This window comes from Mesorhizobium sp. M8A.F.Ca.ET.161.01.1.1 (assembly GCF_004792105.1).
GTDB lineage: Bacteria > Pseudomonadota > Alphaproteobacteria > Rhizobiales > Rhizobiaceae > Mesorhizobium.
Genome location: NZ_SRTD01000005.1, coordinates 87,533 through 103,570, shown reverse-complemented (window position 1 = coordinate 103,570; position 16,038 = coordinate 87,533). Strand labels below are relative to the sequence as shown.

The window sequence follows — 16,038 nt, the reverse complement described above, 5'->3', positions numbered from 1 at the left end:
GGGAACAGAGCGGCATGTATGTCCTGAAACACGGCATAAAGAAAAATCCCGAAAAGCGATGGGCACTGCCGGATCGCATCTTCTTCGGTCACGGCGCGTGCGCCATTCTCGCCGGCACCTTTCTCAAGCATCCGCCTCTGGAGGGATTTTACGGCGAACGTATCATTCCCGGCGAAGGCTTTTCCGGAAACCATATCTACGTGACGAACGGCGTGATCGCTTTCGACTACCACGGCTATTGCGCTCGAGAGCGGTTGCTCGAACACCATGCGAGAGGCTGGGCTTCGCGCCACACCGGATGGCATTGCACCTCGCGCGGGTCGATTTCGATCTGCTCGATACGACCGAACTCAACCGGCGAAAGATACTGGGCCCGGATCAGTATCTGTACGATCCTATTCCTCGCGCGCGCCGGTTTCTCCAGGCAAGAAATCACGCGGAAGCCGCGGCAAGGGCGCTCGGAGCCGCGACGGTATGAGGCCATCAGGTGTTAGGCAGGCGTCGCCAGCCGCTAGATAACCAGCAGCGGCGTCTTGCCGGGAACCCGATCGTAGAGGTCCATGACGTCCTGATTGAACATGCGCACGCAGCCGGATGACGCGGATTTGCCGATCGATTTCCAATCCGGCGATCCATGGATCCGGTAGAGCGTATCGACGCCGTCCTTGAAGATGTAGAGCGCACGCGACCCGAGCGGGTTGCTGATGCCGGGCTGCATGCCCTGGCGCCATTTTTCCAGCTTCGGATCCCTGCGGATCATCGCCGAAGGCGGCGTCCAGGTCGGCCATTTTCGTTTCCACTGGACGATCGCGCGGCCCTTCCAGGAATAGCCCTGGCGCCCCAGTCCGACGCCGTAGCGCATGGCCTTGCCGTCCTCGAGCACCCAGTAAAGGTGCTTGTCGGTCGTATTGACCACGATCGTGCCGGGTTTTTCGCCTGTCGGATCGTCGACGATCTGCCTCAGGAACCGCCCGTCGACCTTGGCGAACGGGATTGCCGGCAGCGCATGGCCGCCGTCTTCAACCGCGCTGTACATGAACGCATAGTCGGGCGACGCCGGGCTTACGGTTTCAGGCGCGGCAGCTTCGATGGGCGCCTTTTCCGGTGCCGGTTCGAGCGGAACCGGGGCAGGCGTGCTCGCCAGGCTGATCGATTGCCTGGGCAGTTGGGCACAGGCGGAGATGGTCGAAACGCCAATAAGCGAAAGCCCGGTCAGAAGGGACCGGCGTGAAACGGCAAATGACATTCAATATACTTTCAAGCGAAGGGAAATTCAGGCGGTTGCGAAGCGGCTGTTAACGCCGCCTCACAGCGTCTTGTAGAGTGGATCGCGGCGGCCCTGTGTCGAGACAAGGGCGGCGATGATTGTCCAGGCTTTTGTTGCACTGCGGCCACAGTAGGCTCTGCGCCAATGCATGTCGCCCAAAAGTGACCTCGGTTCGCGCGGTGTTCCCTCGAGAAGGCTTACCGTCCGGCTGTTTCCGATCCGACATAGGCGATGCGCAGCATGTTGGTCGATCCTGGCGTCCTGAGCGGCACCCCAGCGGTGATGATGACGCGGTCGCCCGGCTTGCCGAATTCCTCTTCCAGTGCAATGCGGCAGGCGCGGTTGACCATGTCGTCGAGATCGGTGGCGTCTGGCGAGACCACGCAATGCGTGCCCCATAAAAGTGACAGGCGCCGCGCCGTATTGAGGATCGGCGACAGCGCGATGATCGGCACTTGCGGGCGCTCGCGCGCGGCGCGCAGGCCGGTGGTGCCTGATGCCGTGTAGGTGACGATCGCCGACAGTTTCAGCGTTTCGGCGATTTCGCGGGCGGCCAGCGAAATGGCGTCGGCGCCGGTCGCTTCCGGCTCGGAGCGCTGCGCGTTGATGATGCCGGCATAGGTCGGGTCGGTTTCGACCTTGGCGGCGATGCGGTTCATCATGGCAACCGCCTCGACCGGATAAGCGCCCGCCGCCGATTCCGCCGACAGCATGATGGCGTCGGCGCCTTCGAAGACGGCGATCGAAACGTCGGAGACCTCGGCGCGGGTCGGCACCGGGGCGGTGATCATCGATTCCAGCATCTGCGTGGCGATCACCACCGGCTTGCCGGCACGGCGCGCGGCGCGCGTGATCTGCTTCTGGATGCCGGGCACCGCTTCCAACGGCATTTCGACACCGAGATCGCCGCGGGCAACCATCAGCGCATCCGACAGTTCGATGATCTCGGCCAGTCGGGCGACAGCCTGCGGCTTTTCGATCTTGGCCATGATCAGCGCCCGGCCGCGCGCGATCTTGCGCGCTTCGGCCAGATCCTCCGGCCGCTGCACGAAGGACAGCGCGACCCAGTCGACGCCGGTCGCCAGCACCGCGTCGAGGTCCTTGCGGTCCTTCTCGGTCAGCGCGCCCACCGGCAGATCGGTGTCGGGCAGGCTGACGCCCTTCTTGTCGGAAATCGTGGTGCCGGCAATGACGGTGCACACGATCGACTTGCCGTCGCTCTTCACCGCTTTCAGCTCGAGCTTGCCGTCGTCGATCAGGAGTCGATGGCCAGCCTCGACCGAACTCAGGATTTCGGGATGCGGCAGGTAAACCCTGGTCGAGGTACCGGGCTCGGGATTGTCGTCGAGCGTGAAGGTCTGGCCCAGCGTCAGCACTTCCTTGCCGTTGGCGAACTTGCCGACGCGCAGCTTCGGACCTTGCAGGTCGGCCAGGATACCGATCGGCCGGCCGACTTTTTCCTCGACGGACCGGATACGTGCGACCAGCGTGCGCATCAGCTCATGATCGGTATGGCTCATATTGATGCGGAAAACATCCGCACCGGCTTCGAACAGCTTCTGCAGCATCTCCTCGGACGAGGAGGCCGGACCGATTGTGGCTAGGATTTTGACCTTGCGGCTACGTCTCATTGACTGTTCGTTCCCGGGGCGGCTGGGGCGCCTCCCGTTGCGGGCTCATCGGTGAGCTGGACCATCCAGCTTGCCTGCTCGCCCGTGTCATATTCCTGGAATCCAGCGCGCTGGAAGCCTCGGGCGACGCAGTCGCTTACGCCCGCGATCTTGAACTCTTTTTCAGCCACGCACATGTTGATCGGGCCGTCCCAGCGTCCACCGCGCTCGGCGTCTTCTGCATAAAGATAATAAAACCTTGATGACAGCGGCCCTTCGATCAACGTCTTGCAGCTCGATCCTTCGATGTGCCACCAGCCCTCGGTGATCCAGCCGGCCTTGGCACGATAGCCGATGCCGACACCGACCAGGTTCTGCGTGGCGTTGCAGACGCGGAAATCGGCGTGCGCCGGCGAGGCCATGACCATTGCCGACACGCCACCGGTCAGGATCAGGAGCGGCATCGCAAAGCCGGAGCGCATGCGCTGCCTGCCGGCGGAACCCATTCCAAAACCCCTCAAGAACCACATCAGCATCTCTCTGCGCCCCTTTTCGGAAAAGTCCGGGCGCATGTCAACGCGCCGTTTTGTCCAATTCCAATCGATTTAGGAAGGCTCCCGGCGCACGATCCGTCGCCCCTTGCCAGATTTCCCGGGAAACCTTGGCCAAACAACGGCATTGCGCACGCGTCGTCTTCGTGGAATGACGATAGCATCCTCCCCAAAAGCCAGCGAACGACCATTTTCCGCCAATGACCCGATCCACAGTTTTCGCGCCCTTCGACATCGTCGAGGGCGACCGCAAGCGAAGCATCGTGCTGCTGGCTGATCATGCCCGCCGCGACCTGCCCGAGGAGTATGGCAGCCTGGGGCTGCCGTCGGCCGAATTCGACCGCCATATCGCTTATGACATCGGCGTCGAAGCGGTGACGCGCGAACTGGCCGCCTTGCTTGGCGTGCCGGCACTTATCGCCAATTTCTCGCGGCTCTTGATCGATCCCAATCGCGGTGAGGACGACCCGACGCTCATTCGCCAGCTTTACGACGGCACGATCGTGCCGGGAAACTATCCGATGGCGCCGGAAGAACGCGAGAGGCGTCTCGACCGCTTCTACCGGCCCTACCACGACGCGGTCGGCGCCATGATCGCTTCGGTCGTTCAGGCTTCGGGGCAGGCGCCCTTCATCTTTTCGGTGCATTCCTTCACACCGGTCATGCAGGGCATCAAACGCCCCTGGCATGTCGGCATCCTGTGGGACAAAGACGACCGGGTGGCGCGGCCGCTGATCGACATGCTGGCCGAGGACAAAAACCTCATCGTTGGCGACAACGAACCGTATGACGGCGCTCTGCGCGGCGACACCATGTTCAAGCATGCCATCGTCAATGGATATGCCCACGCGCTGCTCGAAATCCGCCAGGACCTGATAGCGGACCAGCAGGGCGCCCTCGCCTGGGCCCAACGGCTGGCGCCGATCGTTGACGCCATCGACCACCGTCCCGATATACATGCGGTAAAGATGTTCGGCTCGCGCACCGGGCCGCTATGACGGAGGTTTCGATGACCGAACTCAGCGACGAGCAGAAGCGCGACTTCGAGGCCGCCGCCTTTCGCCGGCTGGTGAGGCATTTGCGCGAACGCAGCGACGTGCAGAACATCGACCTGATGAACCTCGCCGGCTTCTGCCGCAACTGCCTGTCGAATTGGTATCGCGAGGCAGCGGAAGCCAAGGGCGTCGACCTCGGCAAGGATCAGTCGCGCGAGATCGTCTACGGCATGCCCTATGCCGAGTGGCAAGCGCTCAACCAGACAGAGGCTTCGGACGCCAAGAAGGCCGAATTCGAAGCCCGGCGTCCCAAGGATCACTGAGGCCGTTTGGCCCAAATGCTTTCTCGAAAGTGCGCTTGACTGAAAATTGAATCGATCTAATTTGCCGCGCAAAGCCATTTTCTGACCGGAATCGTCCTATGAACGCGCCGAACGCCATGCAGACTGCCATTCGCGGCCGCTGGGCCGTGGCGGCCATTTTCCTCGCCAATGGCTTCCTGACCGGCAGCTGGGCGCCGCAGATTCCGGTGTTCCTGACGCGGCTGGATATCTCGAAATTCACGCTCGGCCTGCTGATCCTTTTGTTCGGCGCCGGCGCGGTCACCGCCATGACATGGTGCGGCCACCTGATCTCCAAACATGGCTCGCGCACCGTGCTGCGCTGGTTCGGTCTCTGCGGCAGCCTCGGCCTGCTGATCGTGGCACTGGCGCCCGACGTGCCGCTGGCGGCCGTCGCCATGTTCATCTTCGGCGGCTCGATCGGCGGCATGGATGTGGCCATGAATGCCAATGCGGTGGTGGTGGAACGGCGGCTGGGGCGCGCCATCATGTCCTCCTCGCACGGCTTCTGGAGCCTCGGCGGTTTCGCCGGCGGCGCCCTTGGCGGCTTTGCCATCCAGACGTATGGCCATCTCGCCCATGCTTCGGTGGTGACCGCGCTTGCCTTCGCGGCAATCGCGGCGGCGGTGCCCCATATCGTGGCCGAAAACAGACCGCAGGCGACCGAGCATCATAAATTCGCTTTGCCGGCAAACCCATTGGTCTACCTGATCGGCCTGATGGCCCTGCTGACGATGATTTCCGAGGGCGCGGTGCTCGACTGGGCGGCGCTGTATCTGCGGCAGGAACTCGGCGCCGACCTCGCCGTCGCCGGCCTTGCCTACGCCGCCTTCTCCGGCGTCATGGCGATCATGCGCTTTTTCGGCGATGGCGTCCGCAACCGCTTCGGCGCGGTGATGACACTGCGCGGCTCGGCCATCGTCGCGGCCGCCGGCATGCTGATCGCCGGCCTGTCACCCTCGCCCTGGCTCGCCATATCAGCTTTCGCGCTGTGCGGCTTCGCCATCGCCAACATGGTGCCGATCATCTTTTCGGCCGGCGGCAACCAGGAGGGCATGTCGTCGGGCACCGGCATGAGCGTCGTCACCACCATGGGGTATTCCGGCATTCTGGTGGCGCCGTCGGCGATCGGCTTCGTCGCCGAACATTCCAGCTTCGGCCCGATCTTCATCGCCATGTCGGCTCTGCTGATCGTCGTTCTTCTGATGGCCGGATTGGCTCACCGCGCCGAATTCGCTCCGGATGCCGCGCCCGCCGAATAGCGTTTCAGTTCCTCGTGGAGAAAATCCGCCACCCGGCGGATACGCACGCTGCCGCGCACGTCGCGATGCATGGCCAGCCATACCGGCAGGACAGGCAATGGCAGGCCGGGCAACACCTTTTCCACCAGCGGATCGCGGTCTGCCAACGGCTCCTGGCCAAGACCAATGCCGTTTCCAGCCCGCACCGCTTCCCAGAGCACGATCTGGTTGTCGGCCCTGAAGCGGAAACTGTTGCGGGTAACCGGGGCGCCATACTGGGAAAAGGCTCGGATCATCTCGTCGCTGCGATCGAAGCCGATCAGCGCGTGATCGACGAGATCGGCAGGCTCCAGCGGGCGCCCGTGCCTCTCCAGATAGGAGATGGCCGCGCAGGCGCAGAGCGCGATATCGCAGACCTTGCGTGCCACCAGTTCGTTCTGCGCCGGCTTGACCATGCGAATGGCGATGTCGGCATCCCGGCGCAGCAGGTTCTCGACCTGGTTCGAGGCAACGATCTCGACCTCGATGCCGGGTTCCTCGATGCCGAGCCGTGCCATCATGCCGGGCAGCACATAGGCGGCCACCACTTCGCTGGCGGCGATCCGCACCGTGCCTTCGATCGCTTCGACCGAACCCAGCGCCAGTAATGAGAAGGCGCTTGCCTGTTCGCTTACGGCCTTGCCACGTTCGAACAGGGTGCTGCCGGCTTCCGTCAGTTCATAGCCGCGTCGTCCGCGCCGGAACAAGGTGACGCCCAGCGCCTGCTCGAGTTCGCCGATATGACGGCCGAGCGTCGGCTGGCTGGCCGAGAGCTTGCGCGCCGCAGCCGACAGGCTGCCGGTTTCCGCCACGGTGACGAAACTCTTGATCAGGTTCCAATCGATATCATCCATTCATTTATGAATATCAAAACTCCGTTCCTAGTCAATTTTCATTCGCAGATGAGGCAATCATATTCCAGCTGCAAACACCAACACGGAGACCTGAAATGACCAAGATCGCAATCCTCGGTGCCAATGGCCGGCTCGGCCGCGTCGTTGCCAAAGCCTTCATCGACGCCGGCTTCGACGTCCGCACCGTCACTCGCACCGGCAAGGTGCCGGCAGAGCTCGCAGGCGCCACCGCGGTTGCTGGCGATGCGCTGGACCGTCAATCGCTGATCCGGGCCACCGAGGGCGTCGACATCATCTTCAACGGCCTGAACCCGATCTACACCGACTGGGGCAAGTGCCTGCCGATGGCCGAAAATGTCATGGCCGCCTGCCATGCGAATGGCACGGTGCATCTTTTCCCCGGCACGGTCTACAATTACGGCTCGCCCATGCCGGCGGTGATCACGGAAGACACCCCCTTCCACCCGACCACTGAAAAAGGCCGCATTCGCTGCGCCATGGAGGATCTGTTCCGTCGTGAGGCCGAGGCGGGCCGCGTGCGCACCATCCTTCTGCGCGCCGGCGATTTTTTCGGCGGTACCGGCAGCGGCTCCTGGTTCGACCTGGTCGTTGCCGCCAAGATCAACAAGGGCATCTACACCGCGCCCGGTCCGGCCGACCTTGTGCATGAATGGGCCTACCTGCCGGACTTCGCGGTCGGGTTCGTCGCGTTGGCCCGCAATCTCGACAAGCTCGGCTTCCATGAGGCGCTGAACTTCCCGGGCCATGCCGTCACCGATCTCCAGATCAAGGCCGCCGCCGAGAAGGCCATTGGCCGCCAGTTGAAGATGACGGCGATGCCCTGGTGGGTGCTGCGCGCCGGCAGTCCGTTCGTGGCGATGTGGCGTGAGATCGTCTCGATGTCCTATCTGCGCTTCGAACCCCACCAATTGGTCTCGACGCGGCTGGAAAGCATCATCGGCGAGGTCCCGCATACACCGCTCGATCAAGCGGTCGCCGAGGCCCTTGAGGATATCGGGATCGCTACGGTGAATAGCGCCGCGGAAGCTGCCTGAGGCTCGTCGCGGCCAAGCCGCCAGCGGCTGTCGATGGACGAAACGGCCGCTCAGATCCGCCCCACCAACAGCAACACAAGGACGACCACAAGCACCACGCCGAGAACGCCCGACGGGCCATATCCCCAGGAGCGCGAGTGGGGCCAGGCCGGAACCGCACCGATCAGGACAAGGATCAGGACGATGATGAGGATGGTGCTGATCGGCATGGCAAATTCCCCGCTCTGCGTTGTGCTTCCAAGACAATGCTTGGCATTGACACTTGGGGGAAAATGCAAAAGGCCGCCCGGTTGTTCCAGGCGGCCTTTGCCGTTCATTGGGAAGTCTGCCTATTCCGCAGCTTTCGGGAAGGCGATCGCCGGCACGTCGTCTGCTGCCGGCGTGTCCGACGAGATCTCGCCCTTGCCACGCCGGAACAGGCGGCCGAACCAACCGCGCCGCTCGCCGGGCTTGATCTTGGCACGCGTGAACACCATCAGCATCGACGGCGTCACCACCAGGGTCAGGATGGTGGCGAAGGACAGGCCGAAGACGATCGCCGAGGACAGCGAAATCCACCATTGCGTCGACGGCGCGTTGATCGTCGTCTCGTGATGGAAGATTTCGAGCCCAAGCCCGAAGGCGATCGGCAGCACGCCGAGAATGGCCGACACCGCCGTCAGCACCACCGGGCGGGCACGCTCGCGGCAGGTCTGCAGCACCGCGTCCATCTTGTCCCAGCCTTCCTCGCGCAGCCGGTCATAGGTGTCGATCAGCACGATGTTGTTGTTCACCACCACGCCGGCCAGCGCGATGACGCCGATGCCCGACATGACGATGCCGAACGTCTCGCCTGTTATCAGCAGTCCGAGGAACACGCCGATCGTCGCCATGACCACGCAGGACAGCACCAGCCAGACGCTGGTGAACTTGTTGAACTGCGCCAGCAGCACCAGGAAGATCAGGAAGATCGCGGCACCGAAGGCCTTGCTGAGGAAGGCGCTGGCCTCCGCGCTGTCCTCGTTGGAGCCGGCCAGCTTCCAGCGTATGCCGCTGCCAAGATTCATGTCGGTGACGGCCTGGGTGACCTCCTGCTGCACGGCGGCGACCTGAGCGCCGGCGGCAACGTTGGCTTGCACCACCACGGTGCGGGCGCCGTCGATACGGTTGAGGATGCCGACGCTCGGCTTTGCCTTGCGGACGACGAAGTTCGAGATCGGCACCGACCCTTGAGAGGTTTGCACCCTGAGCTCGTCGAGCGTCGACAGCGTGCGCCGGTCCTCCGGCAAGCGCAGGCGGATGTCGACAGCCTTGTCGGCGCCGGCGGGCCGGTATTCCGAAAGCTTCAGGCCGTTGGTGACGAGCTGCACCACCGTCCCGACCGAGGTCGGGCTGATGCCATACTGGGCTGCCTTGGCCCGGTCGACATCGAGTGCCCAGTCGACGCCAGGCGGCGGCAAGCCATCGGAAATGTCGATGACACCGGGCACCTTGGCGATGCGCGCGGCGACAGCGCGCGCCTTCTCGTCGAGCCCCTTGGGATCGATGGCCGAGAGCCTGATCTGGATCGGCTTGCCGGTCGGCGGGCCTGCTTCCGGCACCCGAACCTCGACATCGACGCCGGGAATGCCGGCCATGACGCCACGCAGGTCGTTCAGAATATCGTTGGCCGATTTGCGCTCGCGCCAATCGATGAATTCGTACTGGATGACGCCGACGACGTCTTCGGGCACGTCCTGGCCACCGCCGTCGGATTTGCCGACGCGTGTATAGACCGACTTCACGCCCGGCCAGCCGAGCAGCCGGTTTTCGGCAATCTTGGTCGCGGTATCCATTTCGGCCAGCGAAAGGTTGCCGCGGGCATGCACATAGAGCAGGCCGTAATCGGGTTCGACGCTCGGGAAGAACTCGACGCCGGCACCGTACTTCGAATAACCGACGAAGATGCCGGCCAGCAAGACGACGGTGAGCACCATCACGGTGATGGGGAAGCGCACCGCCTGCTTGACGACAGCCATGTACCAGCCATCGCGATTGCCATCCTCGTGATGCTGCGGCGCCTTGGCGAAGATCGCACCCAGCGTCGGCGCGAAGACCAGTGCATAGAGCATCGATGCCGACAGCGTGACGATCAGCGTGATCGGCATGTACTTCATGAAATCGCCAATGATCCCCGGCCAGAACAGCAGCGGCGAGAAGGCGGCGATGCGGGTCATCGTTGCCGCGATGACCGGACCGGCCATGCGCTTGGCGGCGAGCGCGAAGGCTTCCTGCTTCGGCATGCCCTCGCTCATCCGTCGCTCGGCGAACTCGGTGACGATGATGGCATCATCGACCAGCATGCCGACCGCCAGGATCAGGCTGAACAGCACGATCATGTTGATCGTGTAGCCCATCATGGCGAGCAGCAGGATGCCGATCAGGAACGATGACGGGATGGCGAGGCCAATGAGCAGCGAGGCTCGACCGGACAGCGCGTATAGGATGACGATGAACACCAGGATCACCGCGATCATCACGTGGTTCTGCAGATCGCCGAGCAACTGGTTGACGAAGACCGACTTGTCCTGCGTGTAGGTCACATGCATGCCTTCGGGCATGGTCTTGACGAAGGTGTCGGACACCTCCCTGACCTTGGTCAGCGTGTCGATCAGATTGGCGCCGATGCGCTTCTTGACCTCGATGGCGATGGCCGGCTTGCCGTTGAGGCGCGTGATCGTCGTGGCATCGGCGAAGGTCGAGCGGATGGTCGCGATGTCCTTGGCCTGAACCACGGCATTGGGACCGGCGACCACGGGAAGTGCCGCCACATCCTCGGGCGTCTCGATCAGCGACGGCACCTTGACGGCGTATTTACCCTGCGAGCCCTCGATGTTGCCGGCGGCGACCAGGCTGTTGGACGCGCCGACAGCGCCGATCAATTGTTCGAGTTGCAAGCCGTAGGAAGACAGCTTCATCGGATCGATGACGACTTCGACCAGATCGTCGCGGGAGCCTTGCAGCGAGCCTTCGAGGACGCCGGGCACTTCCTCGATACGGTCGCGCAGTTCGCGCGCCGCGGCCGCCAGCACGCGCTCGGGCAGTTCGCCCGACAGCGTGACGACGAGCACAGGGAATTCGGAAATGTTGACCTCGGTGACGACGGGCTCCTCGGCCGCCTGCGGCAGGTCGGCCTTGCCGTCCTGAACCTTGGAGCGGGTATCCTGCAGCGCCGTCGCCAGGTTGGTCTGCGGCTGGAACTCGACCAGCACATAGCCGCCGCCCTGGAAAGCGGCCGAGCGCATCTCCTTGAGGCCTTTCAGGCTCTTCAGCTTGCTTTCCATCGGCCGCAGCAGAAGGCGCTCGGAATCTTCAGGCGAAATGCCTTGATAGATCAGGCTGACATACATCATCGGAATCGGAACGTCGGGCTCCGCTTCCTTCGGCGTCGACTGATAGGCGACCCAGCCTGCAATCAGCAGGAAGACCAGGACCGAGATGGTCAGGCGGGCATTGTTGATTGCGAGTCTGACGATATCCATGACTTATGCCTGCTGTTGGCTTCGGGAGTGGCGAACGGACACGCTGTCGCCGGGCAAAGGCCCGGCGCCGGCGCCGGCGCTACTGCGTCCCGGCGGTGGCATCGCCGATCAGCTTGTTGATGGTCGCCTGGTCGGCCTCGACGGGCTTAACCTCATCGCCTTCCTTCACCAGTTCCTGGCCGGCGACGATGATGCGCGCATCCGCCGGGATGCCGCCAAGCACGAGACCGGTCGGCGTGTCGTCGACCAGGTCGATCGGGAAGAACGCCACCTTGTTGTCCTTGCCCACGGCGCGGATGCCGAGATCGCCCTTGTCGCCCAGCGTCACCACCGAGCGCGGCAAAAGCACGGCGTCGGTCGGCAACGCGCTGAGCTGGATTTCCGCCGTCATGCCGGCCGGCACCGAGCCATCGGCATTGGGGATGGCGATCTCGACGCGGAAGGTGCGGGTCGCCGACGAGGCGTCGCGGCTGATATAGCGCACGGTGCCTTCGACGGTCTGGCCGCTGACCAGCCGAACGCTGGCCTTGTCACCGATCTTGAGATAGCCGAGGTCGCGCTCGCTGATCTCGCCGCGCGCGATCACCGGATCGAGCTTGAGGATGGTGGCCACCTCGCCGCCCTGCATGACGGAGCTGCCCAGTTCCACCGGCACCCGGTCGATGACGCCGTCAAACGGAGCCTTCACTTCGTTGCGGTCGAGCTCGGCCTGCGCGGTGTCCAGCTGGGATTGCGCCTGGGTTAGATTGGAGCGGGCGGTGTCGAGCTGCAGCTTCGGCAAATTACCTGTCTTGGCCAGCCGCTCGGCCGCATCGAGCTCGGCCCTGCGCTGCGCCACGAGCTGCTTGGCATTGTCGACCATCGAGATCTTTTCCTCGGCGGCGAGCATCAGCACAAGGTCGCCGGTCTTGACGTGATCGCCTTGCTTGACAGGCAGCTTGTCGATGACGCCGGCAACGCGGGTTGCCAGTACCGCGCGCTTGTCGGCCTCGGTCAGCCCGGAAATGCGGATGGCGCGCGCATAGGTCTTGCGCGGCGGTGTCACCACCGCGACGGTGCGCAGCGTGGCCTTGGGTTCGGCTTCCGCCGTCTTCGGCTTGCTCGCGTCCGGCGCCTTGCCCTCGACCTCGGCTGCCTTGGCCTTGTTGGCCGCTACGCTGCCAACCGATGAGAACTCGCCTGTCGCCATCCACGCCGCGAAACCGATGAGCACAACAATGGCTGCAAGCTTGTGAAACCTGATTTTAGGCATCGTCATTTTTCCACTGCGGGTTCGGCCAGCACCGCGTCTTATGATGCGGGCGCGTCGCCGATATGGGTGCGCGCCTGACCGGGTTCAAATTGCCGTGATCGGCGAGCGCGCTTCTACATCAAAGTTGCACCGCAATATAGTCCGAAAGTTGCAGCAGCATTGCGTAGCCGCACAAGCTGTGGCCGCCATGAAACGGTTCTTCGTGACTTGCCAGTCTACTTGACGAAGCGGCCCGCCGGCTCACGATCCGGCCTGAAACGGAGGCCACGGGCGACCAGCCCTGATCGCCATGGCCGTCTCCAGCATAGAGCCGCGATCCGCTTCGCTTCGCTGATTGAAGTGCAGGCACGAACCGACAATCCGCGTCGCCGCTATCGGCGAGGGACTAGGGGCTGCGGCGCCACAACGCCGGGCCAAGATCCTGGAATCGCTCGGGAAAAGGCGCGGCAGCTGCTTCGGATCAGGCGTGCCGATCCCGATGCGCCGAGGTCGAACCAGATGCTGAAAACACCAATGCGCTGACAGTATTACGTCCCGCTCATCGTGTCCTGATACGCGCGACGACGGGGTCGGCGCGAGACTGGCGCGAGAACGCCGGGTGTGTTTCGTCCCATTCGCAATTCTGGATCGAGCGTTGCGCCCGATGCCTCAGAACGCCCCCGGGGCCGGCGCCATCCGATCGTCAGTGGCAACAGACGTCAGCATGATGACGGCTCTCCCGCACGCCAAGGTTGCTGTCACACCAACGCTGAACCAGGCGCTGCTCCGGAAGCTTCGCCACGAGTGCCGGCAAACGCTGCCCCCTCTTGAAGCCAGTTCCGTCAGGTTCAGGCCCGACGGCGCTCCGCCTCCGGGTTCTTGCGAACGGCGAGAAATTCCTTCACCCGACGGCCCGGTGCGGGACCGCGCATCGGCTTGAACCCGTCATCGAGTTCGCCCGAAAGATCGAGCGTTGCATGCTTGCCGACCGCATCGTAATTCTCCTCCAGCCAATCGCTGGCGGCGGTGCGGCCGAGGTCGCGCAGATAGGTCAGGAAGGCCCACTCGGCATTGACCTTCGAGGATGCCGACAGATCCTTGAACGCCTCGTCGGCATCGATGCGATGCATGCGGATGTCGCGGTATTCGCCATGCGGCAGACGCCCGGCGGCGATCAGTTCCTTGACGAAGGCGATCGAGCGGAATTCGCGCAGCAGCCCGGCATTGAAGGTGATCTCGTCGATGCGGTTCTGGATCTCGTTGGCGCTTCTAGGTGTCCCCTCGCGCACCACCGGATTGATCTGCACCAGAAGCACGTCCTCGGTCGCCGCCGTCTTGAAGAACGGGTAGAGCGCCGGGTTGCCGCCATAACCGCCATCCCAGTAGGGCACGCCCTTGATCTCGACGGCACGGAACAATTGCGGCAGGCAGGCCGAGGCCATCACCGTATCGAGGTCGATCTCGCCATCGGAAAACACCCGCAATTGCCCTGTCTCGACATTGGTGGCGGAGATGAACAGTTCCATCGACTTGCAGGCGCGGACATTCTTGAAGTCGATCTCCCGCGCGACGACGTCGCGCAGCGGATTGAGGCCGAGCGGATTGGCGACATAGGGCGAGAACACCCGCGACATGGTGTCGAAGAAGACATAGCCCGGCGTGTTCTCGATCGACCAGTTGCCCCAGGCAACATCCCACGGCATGCGCTGCACCGGGCTGAACCGGCCCTTCGCCGCCACCGCATGCCAGAAATCGTCCAGCTTCTTGCGCGCGCCCTCGACTCCGCCGCGGACAAAGCCGTCAGCCAGCGCCACCGCGTTCATGGCGCCGGCGCTGGTGCCGGAAACGGCCGATATCTCCAGCCTGCCGTCCTCCAGCAGCCGGTCGAGCACGCCCCAGGAGAAGGCGCCGTGCGAGCCGCCGCCCTGAAGCGCGATGTTGATCTTCTTCTTTTCCTCCGCCTTGCCGTTCTTCGTCATGGCGTTCCTGTCATCCTGATGCGCCGGCCTGCCCCTACGTCATTGGAAGGAAGCAGCTGTCGCCGGCTTATGTTGCAGTGCAGCATATAAGGACGGACCAAGGCAAGAACACGAACACGGTCGCGTGATCACATGAAATTTCGGTCATGTCGAAAAAGCCCCTCCGCTGCAAAGCGGAGAGGCCGTAGCTTTCGAAACAGGCATGAACCCTGGCAGACTGGAGCTAGGCGACGAGATCCGGCACCGGCCCGACATAGCGTGACTGCGGACGGATCAGCCGTCCGGTCGTCTGCTGCTCACGCGCATGCGCGACCCAACCGGAAACGCGCCCGGCGGCGAAGACATTGCTGAAAGCTTGCGGCGGAAAGCCCGCCGCTTCCAGGACAAGCGCTGTGTAGAATTCGACGTTGGTCTGCAGCGAGCGCTGTGGCTTGGCGATCCGAAGCACCTCGAGCGCCGCCTGCTCGACCGTCTCGGCGAAGGCCAGCCGGCGGCCGGTGTCGCCCTCGCCGCCCAGCTTGCGCACCACCGCTTTCAGCACATCAGCGCGCGGATCGCGCACACGGTAGATGCGATGGCCGAAGCCCATGATGCGCCTGCCCTGCGCGATCTCATTGCGCAGCCAGCCGGCCGCATCGCCATGCGCGGCGATCGCGTCGAGCATATCGATGACCGGGCCGGGCGCGCCGCCATGCAGCGGTCCCTTGAGCGCGCCGAGGCCCGCCAGCACCGACGATGTCAGGCCGGCCAAGGTCGAGGCGACGACGCGGGTGGCGAAGGTCGACGCATTGAGCCCGTGATCACACACGGTCACCAGATAGGTGTCGAGCGCCTTGGCCAAGGCCGGCGACGGAACCGATCCCCTGAGCATCCTCAACATGTCGGCGGCATGATCTGCCTTGCCGTCGGGTGCGATCGGCTGCTCGCCGCGCTGCAGGCGCAGCAGGGCCGGCGCCAGCACCGCCGGCGCCGCGATCAGCCGCAAGGCGTCCGTCAGCGTCTCGCCATCCGGCAGCAGTGCCATGCCCGCACGCATGGCGCTGTAGATGTCGAGCGGTGCCAGCAAGGGCAGCGCGGGCGCCAGCCGGTCAAACACCTCGACGCGAGCCTCACCCAGTTTTGCCGCCAGTTCGGCATCGCCAGGCAGATCGTCAAAGAACCCGTCCAGCAGCAGGTGGACGACCTGGGCGTAGCTCCATCGCCCTGCCAATTCCCCAAGCGAATGGCCCCGGATCGTCAGGCGACCGCCTAGACCATCCACATCGGACAGCACGGTTTCGGCCGCCACCACATCATCGAGCCCATTCGCCATAGCCTTGTCTCCTTGAAGCTTTTCCCGATGGGAGATAAGGGTGGGCACCATCTACATCAATCT

At 63.7% G+C, this 16,038-nt stretch carries 13 protein-coding genes and 1 pseudogene; 5 read left to right on the top strand and 9 right to left on the bottom strand.

Annotation, left to right across the window (positions count from 1 at the left end):
- Positions 1 to 14: 14 nt before the first annotated feature.
- Positions 15 to 478, top strand: a pseudogene (locus EN804_RS14675) (hypothetical protein).
- Positions 479 to 511: 33 nt separating this feature from the next.
- On the opposite strand, the gene EN804_RS14670 reads toward EN804_RS14675, so the two are convergent.
- The 3 genes from EN804_RS14670 to EN804_RS14660 form a co-directional block, all read right to left on the bottom strand.
- A complete protein-coding gene (locus tag EN804_RS14670; RefSeq protein ID WP_135919975.1) occupies positions 512 to 1,246 on the bottom strand; it encodes a L,D-transpeptidase in 735 nt (244 codons plus the stop codon).
- A gap of 218 nt (positions 1,247 to 1,464) precedes the next feature.
- Positions 1,465 to 2,898 carry a pyruvate kinase gene (pyk, locus tag EN804_RS14665; RefSeq protein ID WP_135882164.1) on the bottom strand — a complete coding sequence of 478 codons (1,434 nt, stop codon included), beginning with the start codon at positions 2,896 to 2,898 and terminating at the stop codon, positions 1,465 to 1,467.
- Positions 2,895 to 3,341, bottom strand: a complete 447-nt coding sequence (locus EN804_RS14660; RefSeq protein WP_245464385.1) for a DUF1036 domain-containing protein — start codon at positions 3,339 to 3,341, stop codon at positions 2,895 to 2,897. Before EN804_RS14660 ends, pyk begins: the two co-directional genes overlap by 4 nt.
- A gap of 287 nt (positions 3,342 to 3,628) precedes the next feature.
- Here EN804_RS14660 and EN804_RS14655 point away from each other — a divergent pair, with 287 nt between their 5' ends.
- From EN804_RS14655 to EN804_RS14645, 3 genes are all read left to right on the top strand, one after another.
- Positions 3,629 to 4,426 (top strand): N-formylglutamate amidohydrolase, encoded by a 798-nt coding sequence (locus EN804_RS14655; RefSeq protein ID WP_127278623.1) that lies wholly within the window; start codon positions 3,629 to 3,631, stop codon positions 4,424 to 4,426.
- 11 nt (positions 4,427 to 4,437) lie between these two features.
- Complete coding sequence (locus EN804_RS14650) at positions 4,438 to 4,746, top strand: DUF1244 domain-containing protein (RefSeq protein ID WP_135919973.1); 309 nt, start codon at positions 4,438 to 4,440, stop codon at positions 4,744 to 4,746.
- Between the two features lie 98 nt (positions 4,747 to 4,844).
- Positions 4,845 to 6,026 (top strand): MFS transporter, encoded by a 1,182-nt coding sequence (locus EN804_RS14645; protein WP_135919971.1) that lies wholly within the window; start codon positions 4,845 to 4,847, stop codon positions 6,024 to 6,026.
- On the opposite strand, the gene EN804_RS14640 is transcribed toward EN804_RS14645, so the two are convergent.
- The gene (locus tag EN804_RS14640; RefSeq protein WP_135919969.1) at positions 5,984 to 6,898 is read right to left on the bottom strand and encodes a LysR family transcriptional regulator; all 915 of its coding nucleotides are present in this window, start codon (positions 6,896 to 6,898) and stop codon (positions 5,984 to 5,986) included. The genes EN804_RS14645 and EN804_RS14640 overlap by 43 nt on opposite strands.
- Positions 6,899 to 6,993: 95 nt before the next feature.
- On the opposite strand from EN804_RS14640, the gene EN804_RS14635 reads away from it, so the two are divergent.
- Positions 6,994 to 7,953, top strand: coding sequence for an SDR family oxidoreductase (locus tag EN804_RS14635; protein WP_135919967.1), 960 nt, complete (start codon positions 6,994 to 6,996; stop codon positions 7,951 to 7,953).
- A 50-nt stretch (positions 7,954 to 8,003) separates the two neighbouring features.
- On the opposite strand, the gene EN804_RS14630 is transcribed toward EN804_RS14635, so the two are convergent.
- From EN804_RS14630 to EN804_RS14610, 5 genes are all read right to left on the bottom strand, one after another.
- Entirely contained in the window at positions 8,004 to 8,162 is a 159-nt protein-coding gene (locus tag EN804_RS14630; protein WP_127278628.1) for a DUF3309 family protein, read from the bottom strand.
- A gap of 120 nt (positions 8,163 to 8,282) precedes the next feature.
- Positions 8,283 to 11,453: an efflux RND transporter permease subunit gene (locus EN804_RS14625; protein WP_127872110.1), complete on the bottom strand. Its 3,171-nt coding sequence runs from the start codon at positions 11,451 to 11,453 to the stop codon at positions 8,283 to 8,285.
- A gap of 79 nt (positions 11,454 to 11,532) precedes the next feature.
- Positions 11,533 to 12,705, bottom strand: coding sequence for an efflux RND transporter periplasmic adaptor subunit (locus EN804_RS14620; RefSeq protein ID WP_135919965.1), 1,173 nt, complete (start codon positions 12,703 to 12,705; stop codon positions 11,533 to 11,535).
- An 827-nt stretch (positions 12,706 to 13,532) separates the two neighbouring features.
- Positions 13,533 to 14,663, bottom strand: a complete 1,131-nt coding sequence (locus EN804_RS14615) for a patatin-like phospholipase family protein (RefSeq protein ID WP_127277270.1) — start codon at positions 14,661 to 14,663, stop codon at positions 13,533 to 13,535.
- 223 nt (positions 14,664 to 14,886) lie between these two features.
- A complete protein-coding gene (locus EN804_RS14610; RefSeq protein ID WP_135919963.1) occupies positions 14,887 to 15,975 on the bottom strand; it encodes a citrate synthase/methylcitrate synthase in 1,089 nt (362 codons plus the stop codon).
- Positions 15,976 to 16,038: the final 63 nt, after the last annotated feature.

Coding starts and splice junctions, on each gene's coding strand:
- pyk (WP_135882164.1), bottom strand. CDS start 2,898: ATGAGACGTAGCCGCAAGGTCAAAATCCTAGCCACAATCGGTCCGGCC.
- EN804_RS14610 (WP_135919963.1), bottom strand. CDS start 15,975: ATGGCGAATGGGCTCGATGATGTGGTGGCGGCCGAAACCGTGCTGTCC.
- EN804_RS14650 (WP_135919973.1), top strand. CDS start 4,438: ATGACCGAACTCAGCGACGAGCAGAAGCGCGACTTCGAGGCCGCCGCC.
- EN804_RS14670 (WP_135919975.1), bottom strand. CDS start 1,246: ATGTCATTTGCCGTTTCACGCCGGTCCCTTCTGACCGGGCTTTCGCTT.
- EN804_RS14630 (WP_127278628.1), bottom strand. CDS start 8,162: ATGCCGATCAGCACCATCCTCATCATCGTCCTGATCCTTGTCCTGATC.
- EN804_RS14625 (WP_127872110.1), bottom strand. CDS start 11,453: ATGGATATCGTCAGACTCGCAATCAACAATGCCCGCCTGACCATCTCG.
- EN804_RS14645 (WP_135919971.1), top strand. CDS start 4,845: ATGAACGCGCCGAACGCCATGCAGACTGCCATTCGCGGCCGCTGGGCC.
- EN804_RS14615 (WP_127277270.1), bottom strand. CDS start 14,663: ATGACGAAGAACGGCAAGGCGGAGGAAAAGAAGAAGATCAACATCGCG.
- EN804_RS14620 (WP_135919965.1), bottom strand. CDS start 12,705: ATGCCTAAAATCAGGTTTCACAAGCTTGCAGCCATTGTTGTGCTCATC.
- EN804_RS14660 (WP_245464385.1), bottom strand. CDS start 3,341: ATGCCGCTCCTGATCCTGACCGGTGGCGTGTCGGCAATGGTCATGGCC.
- EN804_RS14655 (WP_127278623.1), top strand. CDS start 3,629: ATGACCCGATCCACAGTTTTCGCGCCCTTCGACATCGTCGAGGGCGAC.
- EN804_RS14635 (WP_135919967.1), top strand. CDS start 6,994: ATGACCAAGATCGCAATCCTCGGTGCCAATGGCCGGCTCGGCCGCGTC.
- EN804_RS14640 (WP_135919969.1), bottom strand. CDS start 6,898: ATGGATGATATCGATTGGAACCTGATCAAGAGTTTCGTCACCGTGGCG.